12 protein-coding genes and 1 pseudogene are annotated in these 16,269 nt (G+C 70.8%); 4 read left to right on the top strand and 9 right to left on the bottom strand.

Going from position 1 to position 16,269, the window contains the following annotated elements; all coding sequences use genetic code 11:
- On the top strand, positions 1-284 hold a 284-nt coding region (locus ACZ45T_RS16020), incomplete at its 5' end, for a transposase (protein WP_468441555.1).
- A 56-nt stretch (positions 285-340) separates the two neighbouring features.
- On the opposite strand, the gene ACZ45T_RS16015 is transcribed toward ACZ45T_RS16020, so the two are convergent.
- Together ACZ45T_RS16015 and ACZ45T_RS16010 are read right to left on the bottom strand one after the other, a co-directional pair.
- Positions 341-1,111 carry a transposase gene (locus ACZ45T_RS16015; RefSeq protein ID WP_468441553.1) on the bottom strand — a complete coding sequence of 257 codons (771 nt, stop codon included), beginning with the start codon at positions 1,109-1,111 and terminating at the stop codon, positions 341-343.
- 467 nt (positions 1,112-1,578) lie between these two features.
- Positions 1,579-2,345, bottom strand: a pseudogene (locus ACZ45T_RS16010) (IS5 family transposase).
- A 1,547-nt stretch (positions 2,346-3,892) separates the two neighbouring features.
- Here ACZ45T_RS16010 and ACZ45T_RS16005 point away from each other — a divergent pair.
- The gene (locus ACZ45T_RS16005; protein ID WP_468441551.1) at positions 3,893-4,948 is read left to right on the top strand and encodes an outer membrane protein assembly factor BamB family protein; all 1,056 of its coding nucleotides are present in this window, start codon (positions 3,893-3,895) and stop codon (positions 4,946-4,948) included.
- Between the two features lie 130 nt (positions 4,949-5,078).
- Here ACZ45T_RS16005 and ACZ45T_RS16000 read toward each other — a convergent pair whose 3' ends face one another.
- From ACZ45T_RS16000 to ACZ45T_RS15985, 4 genes are all read right to left on the bottom strand, one after another.
- Entirely contained in the window at positions 5,079-6,293 is a 1,215-nt protein-coding gene (locus tag ACZ45T_RS16000) for a beta-ketoacyl-[acyl-carrier-protein] synthase family protein (RefSeq protein ID WP_468441549.1), read from the bottom strand.
- A 117-nt stretch (positions 6,294-6,410) separates the two neighbouring features.
- The gene (locus tag ACZ45T_RS15995; protein WP_468441547.1) at positions 6,411-7,985 is read right to left on the bottom strand and encodes a class I adenylate-forming enzyme family protein; all 1,575 of its coding nucleotides are present in this window, start codon (positions 7,983-7,985) and stop codon (positions 6,411-6,413) included.
- A 35-nt stretch (positions 7,986-8,020) separates the two neighbouring features.
- The gene (locus ACZ45T_RS15990) at positions 8,021-9,805 is read right to left on the bottom strand and encodes a CoA transferase (protein ID WP_468441545.1); all 1,785 of its coding nucleotides are present in this window, start codon (positions 9,803-9,805) and stop codon (positions 8,021-8,023) included.
- Complete coding sequence (locus ACZ45T_RS15985; protein WP_468441543.1) at positions 9,799-10,584, bottom strand: SDR family NAD(P)-dependent oxidoreductase; 786 nt, start codon at positions 10,582-10,584, stop codon at positions 9,799-9,801. Before ACZ45T_RS15985 ends, ACZ45T_RS15990 begins: the two co-directional genes overlap by 7 nt.
- A 252-nt stretch (positions 10,585-10,836) precedes the next feature.
- Between ACZ45T_RS15985 and ACZ45T_RS15980 the strand changes: the two genes are divergently transcribed.
- Positions 10,837-11,616, top strand: coding sequence for a FadR/GntR family transcriptional regulator (locus tag ACZ45T_RS15980; protein ID WP_468441541.1), 780 nt, complete (start codon positions 10,837-10,839; stop codon positions 11,614-11,616).
- Positions 11,617-11,644: 28 nt separating this feature from the next.
- Here ACZ45T_RS15980 and ACZ45T_RS15975 read toward each other — a convergent pair whose 3' ends face one another.
- Both ACZ45T_RS15975 and ACZ45T_RS15970 read right to left on the bottom strand, forming a co-directional pair.
- Entirely contained in the window at positions 11,645-12,559 is a 915-nt protein-coding gene (locus tag ACZ45T_RS15975; protein ID WP_468441573.1) for an SDR family oxidoreductase, read from the bottom strand.
- Positions 12,560-12,591: 32 nt separating this feature from the next.
- Complete coding sequence (locus ACZ45T_RS15970; RefSeq protein WP_468441539.1) at positions 12,592-13,794, bottom strand: acetyl-CoA acetyltransferase; 1,203 nt, start codon at positions 13,792-13,794, stop codon at positions 12,592-12,594.
- A 60-nt stretch (positions 13,795-13,854) separates the two neighbouring features.
- On the opposite strand from ACZ45T_RS15970, the gene ACZ45T_RS15965 reads away from it, so the two are divergent.
- The gene (locus ACZ45T_RS15965; RefSeq protein WP_468441537.1) at positions 13,855-15,279 is read left to right on the top strand and encodes an OB-fold domain-containing protein; all 1,425 of its coding nucleotides are present in this window, start codon (positions 13,855-13,857) and stop codon (positions 15,277-15,279) included.
- An 86-nt stretch (positions 15,280-15,365) separates the two neighbouring features.
- Here the strand turns inward: ACZ45T_RS15965 and ACZ45T_RS15960 are convergent, their stop codons facing one another.
- The gene (locus tag ACZ45T_RS15960; RefSeq protein WP_468441535.1) at positions 15,366-16,238 is read right to left on the bottom strand and encodes an arylamine N-acetyltransferase family protein; all 873 of its coding nucleotides are present in this window, start codon (positions 16,236-16,238) and stop codon (positions 15,366-15,368) included.
- Positions 16,239-16,269: the final 31 nt, after the last annotated feature.

Genomic DNA, 16,269 nt, shown 5'->3' with positions numbered 1-16,269 from the left:
GGAGCCGGGCGATGCGGGCTTGGGTCGCCGGCCAGGACTGGCTCACCCTGGAGCGATTACCCGCCTACGCACCCGAGCTGAACCCGGTGGAGCTGCTCTGGTCCTCACTCAAAAAACGCGAACTCGCCAACCTCGCCGGCGACCACCTCGCCGACGTCGCCGACGCCACCGAGCAAGGCATCCACCGCATCAACCACAACCCACAACTGCCATGGTCCTTCCTCGCCCACACCGGCCTGACCATCCACCCACCACACCCACTGAACTTACGAAAAGATCAGTAAAGGTTGTTGCAGAAGGTCTGTCTTGGGCAGGCTGGAGTGGTGTTTGACCTGCTGTTTCACCGTGTCATGGCGAGGTTGTGCAGGGTGGCGACGGCCTGGACGGCGTGGTGGAGGCCGTCTCCTTTCTGGCGGCAGTCGCGGAGGATCTTCCAGTTCTTCATGCGGGCGAAGGTGTGCTCGACGCGGGCACGGACTCGGCGGTGTTCGGCGTTGTCTTCCTCCTGACCGCGCAGGAGGGGCCGTCCGGGCCTTCTGCGGTGCGGGACGATCAGTCCGGTACCCAGGTAGGCGCCGTCCGCGATCACCGTCGTCCCCGCCGCCGCGGCCGGCAGGTCCGACTCCCGCCAGGCGTGGGCATCGGCCTTGTTCCCGGGCGCCGGCCGAGCCGAGGCGACGACCAGGCGGGTGTCAGCGTCGATGATGACCTGCACGTTCGCCGAGAAGCGGTAGTTGCGGGAGGAGGCGCCGACCTGCCGGTCACGGACCGGGATGAGTGTGCCGTCCACGATCCACAAGCGTTCGGTGTCCGCGACGGGCCGCGGCGCCGGCTCCAGCGCGAGCAACGGCCGCAGGCGCTGGATGACCCTACAGACGGTGGCCGGAGAGATCCCGAAGAGCGGGGCGAGCTGGCGCATCGTGAGGTTCGTGCGGTAGTACACCGCCACCAGCAGCACCCGCTCCGCCAGCGGCAGACACCACGGCCGGCCACCACCAGGCCCGTTCCCGCCCCGCTCCCGCACCACCTTCACCAGCTTCGCGAACCGGTCCGTCCGCAAGCCCGTGAACGTCTCCACCCACACCGACCCAGCCCGCAACACCCCACCCATACAGGCAAAATGCCCAAGACTGAGCCTTCTGCAACACCCTTTAGCCAGTGCGCATGAGTGGGTCTTAGACCCACCGGTGGCCGCTGGGCCCGTCCCGCGGCTGTGGATGCACTGGGTTCTGCGTTCTCGTCCCGCTCGGCGCCGACTCTCCGCGCGGCCGGTCTGCTCTGGGCTGTTCACGCCCTCAGATACTCGGCGCGGGCTGGACGGTCCGACGCTTTAACGATCACACTGGTCGGTACGGGGCGGTGTCGTCCGTCGCCAGATCGGGTATCTCAGGGCGCGTCCTCATATCGCGATACCGGCGACATCGTATCGACAGATCTGTCGGCGCGGGGTGACCAGTGGTTTCGGCCACTCGGGCCCGACCGGCCAGCCAGTCGACGGAGGCGGCCTTGTGCCGTTCTTGGAGCTTTGCGAGGTGGCGGGAATGATGGAACCACTCGCTCTTAGAGCTCGTAACACGATCATGAGTCGGGCTTGTTGAGGCGTCGCCAGCAGATGAGGCTGCAGGCGAGGGAGACGAACGCGTCGTGGAGTTCGGTGCGGCGTTCCCAGCGGACGGCGAGTCGTTTGAACTGGTGGAGAAGGGCGAAGGTCGGGGCTCCTTTGCGGGAGATGACGGGCAGGATCCGGCGTTTGCGCAGCTCTTCCCGGTTGGGGCTGGAGTCGTAGCCCTTGTCGCCAAGCACGGCGTCCGGGCGTCTGCGGGGACGGCCGGGGCGGCCCGCCACTGGCGGGATGCCGTCGACCAGGGCGAGGGTCTGGGTGACGTCGTTGACGTTGGCCGCGGTCGTGATGACTTTCAGCGGGGTGCCGCGTCCGTCGCAGATCAAGTGGTGTTTGCTGCCCGTCTTCCGCCGGTCGACCGGCGACGGACCGGTGTCGGCTCCCCCTTTTTGGCGCGGATGTGGGAGCCGTCCACGCACGCCCTCGACCAGTCGAGCCGGCCGGCCGCGTTCAGCTCGGCGAGTAGGATCCGGTGCAGGTGGTCGAAGACCCCGGCCTGCTGCCACCGCTCGAGTCTTCGCCAGCAGGTCTAACCGGAGCCGAAGCCCAGCTCAGGTGGCAGGAGTTGCCAGGCGATGTCGTTGTGCAGGACGTACAGGATGCCCTGCAGGCACAACCGGTCTGCCACCGGCCGCGGCCCTGGCGACTTCGTAGGCCAGGGCGGCAGCAGCGGCTCGATCAGTGCCCACAAGTCGTCGTCCACGATCCACGGCCGAGTGCTCACACACTCACGAACGGCCGAATCGTCACACCGGTTACGCCCGACCAGGGCATCTCAACAAGATCCTGTTACGAGCCCTTGAGGTGAGCCATAGCTGGGCGCCGCCCTCGGCGTCCAGCACACCCGATCCTTCACGGAGCGGCGCCTGCACAAGCGGGCACAGAATGAGGTCAGCACCACAATCATGTCGCGGACCAGGTCGTCTTCAACCTCTCCGCCGTCCAGGAGTATCAGGCGGGAGGGTTGCGGACAGGGCGGCCTCGACTAATTCGACCCTCATGAGGCAAAGGCGGTTCTTGCACTCCACCACCACGGCCTGGACATACGCATCGATAAACAGACGGCGCCCTTGACACGGGGGCCCTTTATCTCAGATGCGACCTCGGCTCGATCCGCAACACCCGATACCCGACCTTCGCCCCACGCCGACAACCTGGCCGCCCGCCTCTCCAGATTCAGCATCTCACCGCAAGCGGAAACACGGCAATACAGGGCAGTACCGACCATTTCGGGAACGGTATTGCCCTCCATGTTCACCAGGGTCGTGCGCGACCCAACACGCTCGACCGGTCCCACATCAGGCCCGCGACCCCCCAGTAAGGCGTCAACCCTCACCCTGAATTAGCCACAGTTGGTATTATATCTATTAGCCTCGTAACTGCCACCACTGGCGTAATGATCTCTTCCACCCCAGCTGACACAGGAACCCGCACCGGACATATAGACCGGCCCGGCGTACGAGCCATAGTAGCCCGCATCCTCCTTGAATTGACCATTGACCATAATCCACGCATTCATATAGTAAGGCCTCTCCGTATTCCCCCCACCGTAAACAGTCACAACACAGTTCATCCCATTCGACTTATTGAATGTTAGGAACACCGTCGACCACCCCGAGGTATACGCGCTATTGACTACGCTATACCCAGATCCGCACGCCCCGTTATATCCGGTTGCGGCTGAAGCCACCGGTATGGTCACCGCACTAAATCCCACTCCGGCAGCAACGACAGTTGCAACAGAAGCTGCCATTCCATGAATCCTGCTGGACAACAACTTGCCTCCATCTTCCGGCGATACGCAGATGATCAACTGTACGCTCTTCACGATCATACGACTCCAGGAACGGCAGGCCGCCTACAAAATCTGACATTGCCCCCTAGGGGCAACTGCGTTGATGGCGATCGCTCTCCGGGCAACGGTGGTCCCACCAAGGGCTAGCCTCGACTTTCATGACGGGCCGTCGGGTAGGTGGCGCGTAGAGCGGTGGCCCGGATGTGCGTCAGGTATGCCCCGTTCCACCGCTCTGGCGGTGGGCGGTGCTGGTCGGTTCGGGAGAGTGTCGAGCCGCTGGACCGCGATGGTGATCACAACGGGCCGTATCAAGCAGCGAGGCGACCGGCTCTCTGATCCCGCCCCTTTCATCTTCGACGAAACCCATCGGCCTGGCCAAGGTCCGAAGCAGCGCACCTGCCAAGGGCAAGGGCAAGGCGGCGGACGGCAAGCAGCCCGCCCTGAAGCCGCCGCCCGAACCGCTGTGGAAGGCCGACATGGCGCACCCGCTGGTCGGCGGCCATCCGCTGCGGGTCGGCGGCATGCTCGTCACGGTCGTCGGGGTCGGCACCCAGGGCATCTCCCCGCGGGACGGCACGTACATGACGGATTTCTTCAAGCTGGAGGACACCTGGCGCTTCGCCACCGACGGCAAGGCGCTGTACGCGGTGCGGAACGCGGACTCCGCGGACAAGGCCCTGGCCGTGGTGCCCCGGTCCCCGGAGAACGGCCGGGAACAGGACCCGCTCGTCCAACTGCCCGCGTACGACGGCACGAACGTGCTCAACCAGATCCTCGGCGTGGACGGCGACACCGTGTTCCTGTGCGCCAAATCGGCGGGGAGCGAGCAGTGGTCCGTGCTGGCCGCGAGCCTGAAGACCGGCAAGGAGCTGTGGCGGCAGCCGACGGCGGCCCCCTCCAAGGACGCCGTCAAGCTGCGGCACCCGCCCCTCGTCCGGGCCAAGGCCGTAAGCGGCGGGGGGCTGCTGTGGCAACGGGCGGAGCAGGGCGACGCGTTGCGGGTGTCCCTGCACGACGCCCGCAGCGGGGCGGAGCGGTGGACGGCGTCGCTGTCCGCCCCGGGCGCGACGCCGTTCCTGCCGGCCACGGACAACGAGCGCGTGTACCTCGGCGCGGACACCGTGCAGGCGCTGCGGCTCACCGACGGCAAACCGGCGTGGACCTTCGGCGAGAGCCGTGACGTGGGCAAGGTGATCGGCCAGCGCCGCTACGGCATCCCCACCGTCCGGGACGGGGTCGTCCACGTCGTGGAGGGCACCCGCGGCATCGTCGCGATCGACGCCAACACCGGGGGGCTGCGCTGGGCGGAAACCGCGCCGGAGGACACGGACCCCAACCGGGACATCGCCCCGGTGGTGACCGCGAAGCACGTCTACAGCATGGACGCGGCGGGCCTGCGGGCCGTCGACACCTACTCGCACCGCGCCGTGTGGCGCTACGAGACGAAGGCGGACATCCTGACCCCCGATCCGGAGGCCAAGCAGCTGTACCTCCGCGAACAGCGGGCCCTGATCGCCCTGCCGGTCCAGTAGCCCTGGGGGCGGGAACGCCCGTACGCCGGCGGCTCGGGGCCGTCGGTGTACGGGCGTCGGTGTACGGGCGTTGGCCCCCATGCCGAGCCAAGTGGCACCGCTCCGACGTGCGGGGGCGCTACGCAGGCGGCTACTTCGTGAAGACCAGGCTGACGTTGTGGCCGCCGAACCCGAAGGAGTTGGCCAGGGCGGCCGACCACTGGCCGGTCCGGCTCGCGCCCCGCACCACGTCCAGGTCGACCCTCGGGTCCTGCTGTTCCAGATTGAGCGTGGCCGGGACGACGCCCTCCTTCAGGGCGAGCAGGGAGACCATCGCGCCCACCGCGCCGGAGGCTCCGAGCATGTGCCCGGTCATCGACTTCGTCGCCGTCACCGCGGCCTGCCCGCCGATCGCCCGGCGGATCGCCTCCGCCTCGGCCACGTCACCGGACTCGGTGGACGTGGCGTGCGCGTGGACGACGCCGATGTCCTGCGGGCTCACGCCGCCGTCACGCATGGCCAGCTCCATGGCGAAGACCTGACCGTCGGCGTCGGAGGCGGTGATGTGGTGCGCACTGGAGCTCACCGCGCTGCCGGCCAGCGAACCGTAGGTCCGCACGCCCCGCGCCCGGGCGAACCCGTCCCGTTCGAGCACCATGATTCCCGCTCCCTCGCCCATGACGAAGCCGGACCGTGCCACATCGAACGGGCGGGACACCGCCTCCGGGTTCTCGGACGCGGTGGACAGCGCCTTCATCTGGGCGAAGGCGGCGATGGTGAAGGGGTGCAGGCACGCCTCGACGCCGCCGGCGATCACCACGTCGACCCGCCCGGACCGGATCAGGTCCTGGCCCATGGCGAGGGCTTCGGCTCCCGACGCGCAAGCGCTCACCGGCGTCCGCGCGCCGCCCTTCGCGCCGAGGTCCATGCTGACGCATGCGGCGGGGCCGTTCGGCATGAGCATCGGGATCGCGAACGGGGACAGCCGACGAGCCCCCGACCGCTCGAACAGGTCGTCCTGGCCGAGGGTGGTCAGCACCCCGCCCGTGCCCGTGCCGATGACCACGGCCAGCCGCTCGGGCTCGACCTCGGGCGCGCCGGCGTCCTGCCACGCCTGCCGGGCGGTGAGGATGGCGAGCTGTTCGCCGCGGTCGAGCTTCCTCGCCTCCGTGCGGGGAAGCATCGCGGCGGGGTCCTCCGCAAGGGCGGCCGCGACGCGCACGGGCAGGTCCGCGGCCCACGGCTCGTCCAGGAGGCGCACCCCGGACTTTCCGGCCAGCAGTGCCGACCAGGACGACGGCGCATCGGCGCCCACCGGCGTCATGGCACCCATGCCCGTGACCACGACCTGACCGTTTCCAGCCATTCTCTAACTCCTTAAAATAGTGGGGACTTCACAACACGCTTGCTGATCCACTGAAGATCATGTCAGCTGAAACTCCCTCAGGAGGGGGCCGAGTCGACCGATTCGGGCACGTGACCCTTATAGGGTTTCCACAACTCTCAGGGCCGCCCGGTCCACCTTGCCGATCTTGGTGCGCGGCACCCGGTCCACGATCCACAGGGCGTCCGGCATCTTGTGCCGGGCCAGCGAGCGCCCCAGGCGGACGCGCAGCTCGTCGAGCCCGAACGGGTCCTCGCCCGGCGCCGGTACGACGTACGCGCCGATGGCCTCGCCCAGGACCCGGTCCGGGACCGGGAAGATCCCGCAGTCGACGATCCCCGGCAGGGCGGTGACCGCGGACTCGACCTCGCTGCACGAGACCTTCAGCCCACCGCGGTTCACCAGCTCCTTCATCCGGCCCTTCACATGGAGCCGGCCCTCGTCGTCGATCAGGCCGAGGTCCCCCGTGTGGTACCAGCCGTCCTCCGCCACGCCGTCCTGGCCCCAGTAGCGCACCGGGCGATCGGCTCCGAAGACGATCTCGCCGACGACGCCCGGACCGACGGTGCCGGAACCGTCCCGGGCGAAGATCTCCAGGCGGCCGTTCGGGGCGGTCCCCGGCGGGCCCTGGAAGACCGTGCGCCCCACCGAGCCCGCTTCGATGTCGCCGCGGTCGGTGGTGTGGCAGAGGAAGCCCTCGCTGCATCCGTACACGTAGAACAGCTCGACGCCGAAGGTGGTGTAGAGCTGCGTGAGCAGCGCGCCGGGGAAGGAGGCGGCGCCGGCGACCGCCCAGCGCAGGCTGCTCAGGTCGTGTGCCGCCGGGTCCAGCTTGTCCAGCATCAGCTGGAAGTGCGCCGGGGTGCCCGGCAGTACGGTGACCCCCTCGTCCGTGATCAGCCGGAGCGCCCCCGCCGGGGAGAAGCGCTCCATGAGCACCAGGCGGCTGCCCGAGGTCAGCGCGATCATCGCCATCTTGAGGCCCAGCGCGTGGGCGAGCGGGAGGTACACCAGGTGGACGTCCGCGTCCTGGGGCCGGTAGGCCGACTTGAAGCATTCGAGCTTGGCCCACAGCGCGTCGAAGGTCTCCACGACGCACTTGGGCAGTCCGGTGGTGCCCGAGGTGAGCAGCAGCAGGGCGGTGCCGGAGCTGTCCGTCGCCGTCGCCGTCTCCGTCGCCGTCGCGGCCGGGCCCGCCGGTACGGGGTCACCCGCCCGGCCCGTCAGATCCGCCAGCCGCAGCTCCCCCGGCCGCGGATCGTCGTCCTGCACGATCAGCCGTACGCCCGGACACGCCCGGCGGACGTCGTCCAGCGGCTCGACGGGGACCTCGGCCGCGCGGCGCGGCCGGTAGACGAGGGCGACGGCCCCGGTCCGCTCGATGAGCGAGACCAGCTCCGGGCCGGTCAGATCGTGGTCGGCGCCGACGAGCACGGCTCCGCACCGCCAGGCGGCCACCAGCGCCATGAGGTATTCGGGCGAGTTGGGGAGCTGGCACAGGATCCGGTCACCCGTCGTCACGCCCGTCGAGCGGTAGGAGGCGGCCAGCGCCTCCGTCCGCTCCCAGAACTCCCGGTAGCCGAGGCTGCGCCCCTGGAAGGTGATCGCCGTCCGTTCGGGCCACCGCAGGCAGGCCTCGTGCAGCGCGGTGACCAGTTCGTTCGCGGCTTCCATGTCGCCTTCCCCGTGCGCGGCAGCGCACTCGCTTGTCATGAGTGGAAAACCCACGGCGCGGCCGGTACCTGCGTACCGTCGCCCAGGGGGGTGAAGAGCGGGGCGAGCCGGGGATCCGAAGGCAGGGCTTCGAGGTCGCGGTTGACCACCGCCGCCGGGATCCCCGCGTCGGTCAGCCGCTTCTCCCAGTGCGCGGCGGGCTCGGCCCGCAGTCGCTCCAGTACCTGGTCGTCGGCTTGGCCCCGGCCCTCGGCCCGGATGCCGAGCAGCTCGCACACCGTGCGGTAGGCGGCGTCGTCGTCCACGCCGAGCGCGAGGTGGCCGTCGACGGTGGGGACGGGCTCGTCCACCGGCAGCCACACCGGACGCCCTGCCCTGCGGGCGCTCTCCCGGCCCGTGGCGATGCCGAGGATCACCTCCGACTGGAGCGCCATCGCCCCGCCGAGGAGGGAGGACTCGACCTTCCAGGCTCGGCCCTCGCGTTCGCGCCGGTACAGCCCGGCCAGGACCCCTTCGCAGGAGACGAGCGCCCCGAACATGTCGCACAGCAGCACCCGTGTGGTGAGCGGCCGCTCGCGATCCGGGGTGTTGCCCTCGGCGACACCCGTGTAGGCCTGCACCATGAACTCGGTGCCGAGCACGTCACGGCGGTCGAGGTGGGGTCCCCATCCAGAGGCGGCCGCGTGCACCAGACGCGGGTTGACGCGCGCCAGGTCCTCGGCGCCGAATCCCCACTCCTCCGCCTTGCCCGGCCGCCAGTTGTGCAGGAACACATCGGCGGTGGCGGCGAGTTCCCGCAGCTCGGACCGTCCCGCCGGGTTGCCGAGGTCGATGCCGACGCGTCGCTTCCCGCGGTGGAAGAGCACTCCCATGCCGCTGGGATCGCCCTGCGGCGGTTCGACCCAGGTCACTTCGGCGCCGAGCTGGCTCAGCAGGAGGCCGGCCAGCGGGCCTTGGACGCGGCTGGTCGCCTCGACCACGCGCAGCCCCGCGAGCGGCAGTTCGCCCGTGCGCGGCGGCCGGGCGGGGCCCCCGTCCCCGGCGGGCGCGGTCGTCAGCGGTGTCAGCAGGGCGCGGCCCTCGCTCCAGCCCGGCTCGGCCACGACGTCCCGGTAGCCGCGCAGCGCGGACAGGCTCAGGCCGAACTCGGCCGCCGCGTCGGCTATGCGGGACCACGGCGTCCTGGCCGCGACCGCGTGCAGTTCGTCGGGCAGCAGGCAGAAGCCCTTGACGTAGCGGTGCTGGAAGGCGGTCCAGGCCCGTCCCAGGCCCGGGGTGTCCGCGCCGAGGGCACGCCAGAAGTCCCGCCAGGCGCCGGGGTCGAAGGTCTCCACCTCGAAGGCGGGGCCGTCGGCGCTGCGGAAGGGAGGAGGGCTGCCCGCTCCCCTGATCGAGGGGCCCCAGGGGTCGGGGGAGGTGGCCTCGGCGACGTAGTGCCCGGCGAGGAGGGTGGCGGCGCGCAGGACGGAGGTCTCCACCGCGTGGACGGGGATGCCGCGGGCGCGCGCGATCTCGGCGGCGAGCACTCCGTGGCCGGCCAGGATGCCGGCGGCCACGGAGGCGCCCGGCAGCCCGAGTCTGCGGGGGACGCCCGCCTCCTGGCCGTGGACGTGCATGAGGCCGGACATCGCCTGCACCGTCGCCTCGCTGCCGGGGCACGCCTCGTCGAGGGCCGAGCCGCCGTACCAGGAGAGCCGGGCCTCCACCTCGCCGGCGCCGTCGGCGGCCGCCCGGTCCGGCTGCGCGGCGCTCGGTCCGTCCCAGCCTTCCCGCCGCATGTCGAGGGTGCGCCGGGCGAGTTCGGGCGTACGGGTCAGCATGGGGCCGTCCGATCCGCGTAGTACGGCTGGTGGGCGAGGAGTCCGCCGTCGACGACGAGGGTCTGTCCGGTGATGAACGCGGACTCGTCGGAGGCGAGGAAGAGCGCGAGCGCGGCCACGTCCTCGGGGCGTCCCAGCCGGGGCGTCAGGTGGTGGCGGAGCATGGCGCCGTAGGCCGCCTCGCGCTCCGGGCTGGTGATGATGAGGCCGGGGGCGATGGCGTTGCAGCGCACACCGCTCTTGCCGGACTGGGTCGCCACGTAGCGGGTCAGGTTGATGATCGCCGCCTTGGACGCGGCGTAGGCCGGATGCCCGAGGTCCCCGGACAGCCCGGCGGCGGAGGAGGTGTTGATGATCGACCCGCCGCCGCGGGCCACCAGGTGCGGCAGCGCGGCCTGGATCGCGACCATGGTGCCGCGCACGTTGATCCGCATGGTCTCGTCCCAGACGGCCGGATCGGCGTCGGCGACCGGCAGGTCGCGGGAGGCGGCCAGGCCGGTGGCGGCGGCGTTGTTGTGGAGCACGTCGAGCCCGCCGAACTCCCCGACCGTCGTCGCGACCATGGCGTGCACCGAGTCGGTGTCCGCCAGGTCCACGCCGATGCCGATCGCCGCGGCCCCCGAGGCGCGGATCGCCTTCGCGACGCTGTGCGCGCCCTCTTCGTTGACGTCCGCGACCGCCACCCGGCCGCCCTCTTCGGCCAGCCGGGCGGCGGTGACGGCGCCGATGCCGGACGCGGCGCCCGTGACGATGACGACCTTGCCGTCAAGTCTCCCCATAGCAGCCCCCAAGGATTACTTAGTTAACTGATTTAACGGTACCATCCCTGCGGGCGCCCGCGACACCCCGACTTCGGCGGACAGGAGTCGTGGAAAATTCATACGCCTGACACACCGATCAAGGATTCAACCTTGCTACACTGAGTAACCTTGAGTTAATGATTTAACGCAATCACACCCCGCCGACGTAAAGAAATTGCCTCATAAATTCATGCACGTCGCATCGTCGAGCACGCCACCAGGAGGAACGCCTTGAGTGAAGCAGGCGGAATGCCGAAGGTCACGCCAAGCGGCCGGAGAGCAGCAGGACTTCGCGTACGCGTCCCCAAGACCGCGGAACTGGTGGCGGCCGCCCTGCGACGCATCATCATTCGAGGCGAAGTCTCCCCCGGCGACGCATTGCCTTCGGAATCGGCGCTCATGGAGCAGTTCGGCATTTCCCGCCCGACGCTGCGCGAGGCAATTCGCGTACTGGAATCCGAGGAACTGATCAGCGTGCGCCGCGGCGTGCACGGCGGCGCCCGCGTGAATGCGCCCGACCCGCAGGTCGCCGCCCGCTATCTGGGCCTCATTCTGGAATACCGGCAGACGACCCTCGGCGAGATGTTCCAGCTCCTCGGCGCGATCGAGCCGCCGTGCGCGCGGCAGCTCGCGACCAAGCACACCCCGGGTGACATCGGCCGCCTGCACGAGGCCCTCGCGACCGAGGCCGCGGCGAAGGACGACGCCCACGCCCTCGCCGACGCCGAGTCCTCGTTCCACGCCACCCTGGTCGAGCTGAGCGGCAACCGGGCCATGACCGCGCTGAGCGAGACCCTCCAGTGCATCTTCTACGACGCCCGGAGCCCGCACGTCGCGACCGGCCGCAAGGCGCGGACGCGCGGCGACCAGGACGCGCACGCCCGGCTCGTGGAGCTCGTCCAGGCGGGCAAGGCGGACGAGGCGGAGGCGCTCTGGCGCAGCCACATCGCCGCCATGGAGAAGGAAGTGGTCGCGAGCGGCGCCGACACGCGTCTGGAACTCCTGGACTGACGGGACCGGCCCCACCGGGCCGCGGGCGTCAGGCAGGACGCCGCCCGAAGGCATCGGCATTGGGCGCGGCCCGCTCCACCAGCCCGGTCAGGGCGGCACCGACCGTCTCCGGCTCCCAGCACCCCGCCGTCCGCGCGGAAGGGCCGTCGACCCATCCCTCGGCGACCGAGATCCGGCTGCCGAAGACGGTGACGACACGGCCGGTGACGTGCCCCGAGTCCGGACCGCCGAGCCAGACGACCACGGGCGAGACGCTCTCCGGCCGCAGATCGTTCTGGGCGGCCAGCGCCGGCATGACGCTCAGGTCCTCGGTCATCCGGGTCAGGGCGGCCGGTGCGACCGCGTTGACCGTCACCCCGTACCGGGCCAGCTCCTGGGCCGCCCCGATCGTGAGCGCGGCGATGCCGGCCTTGGCCGCCGCGTAGTTCGACTGCCCGGGGTTGCCGAAGAGGCCTGACGTGGAGGTGGTGTTGACCACGCGGCCGGCCACCGCCTCACCCGCCTTCGCGCGCTCCCGCCAGTGCCGGGCCGCGTGGTGGAGCACGGCGAAGGTGCCCTTGAGGTGGACGGACGTCACCGCGTCCCAGTCCTCCTCCGCCATGTTCACCAGCGCACGGTCCCGCAGGATCCCGGCATTGTTCACCAGGGTGTCCAGGCGGCCGAACTCCGCCACCGCCTGCTCGACGAGGCGCCGCGCGCCCGCCCAGTCCGCGATGTCGTCGAAGTTGGCCACGGCCCGGCCGCCGAGGGCCGCCACCTCTTCGACCACCGCCTCGGCGGGGCGGGTCGAGTCCCCGGAGCCGTCGCGGGCCACGCCGAGATCGTTGACCACGACATGGGCGCCGGCCCGGGCGAACGCCAGCGCGTGCGCCCTTCCGATGCCGTTGCCGGCCCCCGTGACGACCACGACCCGGCCCTCACACGTCTTCGCCGCCTGTTCCATCTTTTCTCCGTCCACCTTTACGCCGTCCTTCCTCATGCCGAGGGTTCGGAACCGACGATGGAGACGAAGGAGAGGCACTCCCCCGGACCACCGCCGAGATTGTGGGTCAGGGCGAGTCCGCGTTCCGCCGATTTCCCGGGAATCGCGGACCCGGCCGGGGCTTCCCCGCGCAATTGCAGCCAGCATTCGAAGAGCATTCGCAGACCCGAGGCGCCGATCGGATGGCCGAAGGCCTTGAGACCGCCGTCCGGATTCACCGGCAGCACGCCGTCCCGGTCGAATGCCCCGTCCAGGATTCCCCGCCACGCGGTGCCGGGCTGCGCGAATCCGAGATCCTCCATCAGCACCAGCTCCGTAATGGTGAAGCAGTCGTGCACTTCGGCCAGCGCCAGTTCGGTGAGCGGATCCGATATCCCCGCCTGCCGGTAGGCGTCCTGTGCGCAATGCCGTACTTCGGGAAACGAGGTGAAGTCGTACGTGGGATCCGCGGCGCCCGCGGCCGGCCCCGCGGCGAGCGCCAGCGCCTTCACGAAGAGCGGTTTGTCCGTGTACCGGTAGGCGTCCTCGGCCCGTACGACCAGGGCCGCCGCAGCCCCGTCGCTCACTCCCGAGCAGTCGAACAGCCCCAGTTCGCCCGCCACCCGGGGGGCCGCGCGGATGGTTTCCATCGGCACGGCCCGCCGGAAGTGGGCCCGCGGGTTGAGCGCCCCGTTGGCGTGGTTCTTCCAGGCGATCCGGTCCAGCGCCTCCCGGAGCGCGCCGCCGGGCAGCCGGTACTTCTCGCCGTACGCCTGCGCCACCAGACTGAAGGCGGCCGGCGCCGTGAGGTCCGGCTGCGTGCCGTCGCCCGGGACCTCGGCCGCGGCCAGACCGGACATGCCGGAGTCCTTCAGCTTTTCGACCCCGACGGCCAGCGCCGTGTCGTAGGCCCCGCTCGCCACGGCGTAGCAGGCGTTGCGCAGGGCGTCCGATCCCCCGGCGCAGTAGTTCTCGACGCGCGTGACGGGTTTGTACGGCAGGCGCAGCGCACGAGAGAGCATCAGCCCCGAGGTGCCGGAGGCGAGGGTGCTCAGCCAGTGGGCGTCGACGGCGTCGTGCGCGACCCCGGCCGACGCGCAGGCGGCCCGGACCGCCTCCAGCATCAGGTCGTCCGCCGAGGCGCTCCAGTGCTCCCCGAACGCCGTGCACCCCATGCCCACGATCGCGACTTTGTCCCGTATGCCATGTGACGGCACGCCCCCACCTCCATACAGTTAGATAATACTACTGATCTTACCCATCTACAGGAGCGGTCCGTGACCTCACTCATCGCCTACGGCACGTACGTGCCGCACTTCCGGCTCCGGCGCAGCGCCATCGGCAGCCTCCTCGGGACCGGCTCGGGGAAGGGCACGCGCGCCGTCGCCTCGTACGACGAGGACAGCACCACGCTGGGCGTGGAAGCCGCCCTGGACGCCCTGCGCGGCTGCCCGGACGCCCTCCCGCACGTGCGCAACCTCCTCTTCGCCACCGCCACCCCGCCCTACACGGACAAGACCAACGCCGCGGCGATCCACGCGGCGCTGGGACTTCCCGAGGAGGCCCTCGCGGTGGACATGGCGGGAGCGGTCCGCTCCGGCGCCGGAGCCCTGCACCTGGCCGCCCGCTCCGGCGAGGACACGCTGGTGGTCCTCTCGGACGTCCGCACCGGCCTGCCGGGAAGCCCCGACGAGCGGGACGGCGGCGACGCGGCCGCGGCCCTCCTCTTCAGCGACGGGGACCACCGCCCGCCGCTGGCCGAGGTCCTCGCGCAGGCGTCCGTCACCCACGAGGTGCTGGACCGCTGGCGCACTCCGGGCGCGCCCGCCTCCGCGACCTCGGAGGAGCGGTTCACCGAGCAGGTCCACGCGCCGGCCGCCGAAACGGTCTTCGACGAGGCACTGCGGCGGGCCGGGCTGCGCGCCGACCAGATCGACCACGTCGCCGTCGCGGGCCTTCACCAGCGCGCCCTGCGGTCGGTGGCCGGCCGGCTGGCGTCCCGTACCGGCCGCGCCCCCGCATCGAGCGCGGCGGAGCTGTTCGCGACGGTCGGCAACCCGGGCACGGCTCAGCCCGGTCTGCTGCTCGCCGACGCGCTCGACCGCGCGGAACCTGGCGAGACGATCGCCCTGGTCGTCATCGGCGACGGCGCCTGCGCCTTGGTCCTGCGGGCCTGCGAGGCGCTCGCCGCCGGGCGCGCCCCCGTCCCCGTCACCGCCCGGGCGGCCGCCGGGGACGACACGCTCCCGTACGCCGACTACCTGACCTGGCGCGGATTCCTGGCCCGCCAGCCCCAGGCCCGGCCGGTGCCCCAGCCGCCCGCCGCACCGCCGGCCTGGCGGCAGACGTCCTGGAAGTTCGGCCTGGCAGCGGGCCGTTGCACCGAGTGCGGCACGCGCCAGCTGCCGCCCGCCCGGGTCTGTTCCGGCTGCCGGACCGTGGACCGGATGACCGAGGAACGCCTGACCTCCGTACCCGCGACGGTCGTCACGTACACGGTCGACCACCTGGCCTTCGCCCCGCACCCGCCGCTGATCCTGGCCGTCGTCGAGTTCGACGGCGGCGGGCGGTTCCGGTGCGAGCTCACGGACACGAGCGCCGAAGGGGTCCACAGCGGCATGCGGGTGACCATGAGCTTCCGGCGCATGCTGACCTCGGGCGGGATCCACAACTACTTCTGGAAGGCCCGGCCGGCGCGCTGACCGGCGCGTCGCCGCGCAGCGCGACGACGAGGGCGCCGGGTCGGAGCACGTGCTTCCGACCCGGCGCCCTCGTCCGCGTGCGGACCTCAGCGCAGCGGGAAACCGCCGGCCACCGGAGTCACTTCCGGGTCCCCGTACTGGGCCCGGAACCAGGCCCGGTACTGCTCCAGCACCAGCGGGTCGTCCTCCGTCGGCCCCGGCGCCGGATCGGGCACCCGGTCCAGCTCGATCCCGAACCGGGTCCGGTACGCCTCCAGCACCTCCTCGGGGCCCTCCAGCACCCGCTCGGTGACCGTGCCGCCCTCGGCCCGCACCAGCCGGCGCTGGTCGACCATGGTGGTCCGCCCGGACCGGTCCAGGACCGAGGCCACGAGCAGGTGCGACATCGGCAGCTCCGGCAGCGTCCAGGCCCACCAGGTCGGCGGCATGTCCTCGAACCGCAGCGGCGTCAGGTCCAGCCGGTACTGCGGGACGCCGTCCCGCAGCAGCTCCAGACCGCCCTCCTTGTCGACCAGCCGGAACTCGCCCTCCGGGTCCTGCTGGGGCTCCCGTACGTCGAACCGCAGCGGGAAGCGGCTGCCGCGCAGGAAGCCCACGTCCACGAGCCACGGCTCGGGCGTCTCCACCTTCAGGACGAAGTGGACCACGGGCGCCATGAACCGCCCCCCGTGGAAGATGCGCCCGCCGAGGACCGACACGGCCGGGTAGCCGACGGCGCGCAGCAGTTGCTCGAAGGAGCTCGCCAGCTCGATGCAGGTTCCGCCCCGCCGGCGGTGGGCGATCTTCTCGACCGCGGCGGCGCCGAGCCGGGTCGGCCGCCCCGACCGTATGTGCATGTTCTCGAACGGCACCTCCATGAGGTGCCGTTCCTGAAGCGCGCTCAGGTACGCGGCGTCCGCCCGGTCGGGGAGTTCGACGCCGAGGCGGCTGAGATAGCTGTCAAGCGTGCCCGGATCCACCCTTGTTCCTTCCGGCCGTGTTCCTTCGGAT

Source organism: Streptomyces sp. NPDC030995 (assembly GCF_055571215.1).
Note: the sequence above shows the minus strand (reverse complement) of the source record. Positions and strands in the feature narration are given on the sequence as shown.

Coding starts and splice junctions, on each gene's coding strand:
- ACZ45T_RS15985 (WP_468441543.1), bottom strand. CDS start 10,584: ATGGGGAGACTTGACGGCAAGGTCGTCATCGTCACGGGCGCCGCGTCC.
- ACZ45T_RS16000 (WP_468441549.1), bottom strand. CDS start 6,293: ATGGCTGGAAACGGTCAGGTCGTGGTCACGGGCATGGGTGCCATGACG.
- ACZ45T_RS15975 (WP_468441573.1), bottom strand. CDS start 12,559: ATGGAACAGGCGGCGAAGACGTGTGAGGGCCGGGTCGTGGTCGTCACG.
- ACZ45T_RS15990 (WP_468441545.1), bottom strand. CDS start 9,805: ATGCTGACCCGTACGCCCGAACTCGCCCGGCGCACCCTCGACATGCGG.
- ACZ45T_RS16005 (WP_468441551.1), top strand. CDS start 3,893: ATGGCGCACCCGCTGGTCGGCGGCCATCCGCTGCGGGTCGGCGGCATG.
- ACZ45T_RS16015 (WP_468441553.1), bottom strand. CDS start 1,111: ATGGGTGGGGTGTTGCGGGCTGGGTCGGTGTGGGTGGAGACGTTCACG.
- ACZ45T_RS15995 (WP_468441547.1), bottom strand. CDS start 7,985: ATGGAAGCCGCGAACGAACTGGTCACCGCGCTGCACGAGGCCTGCCTG.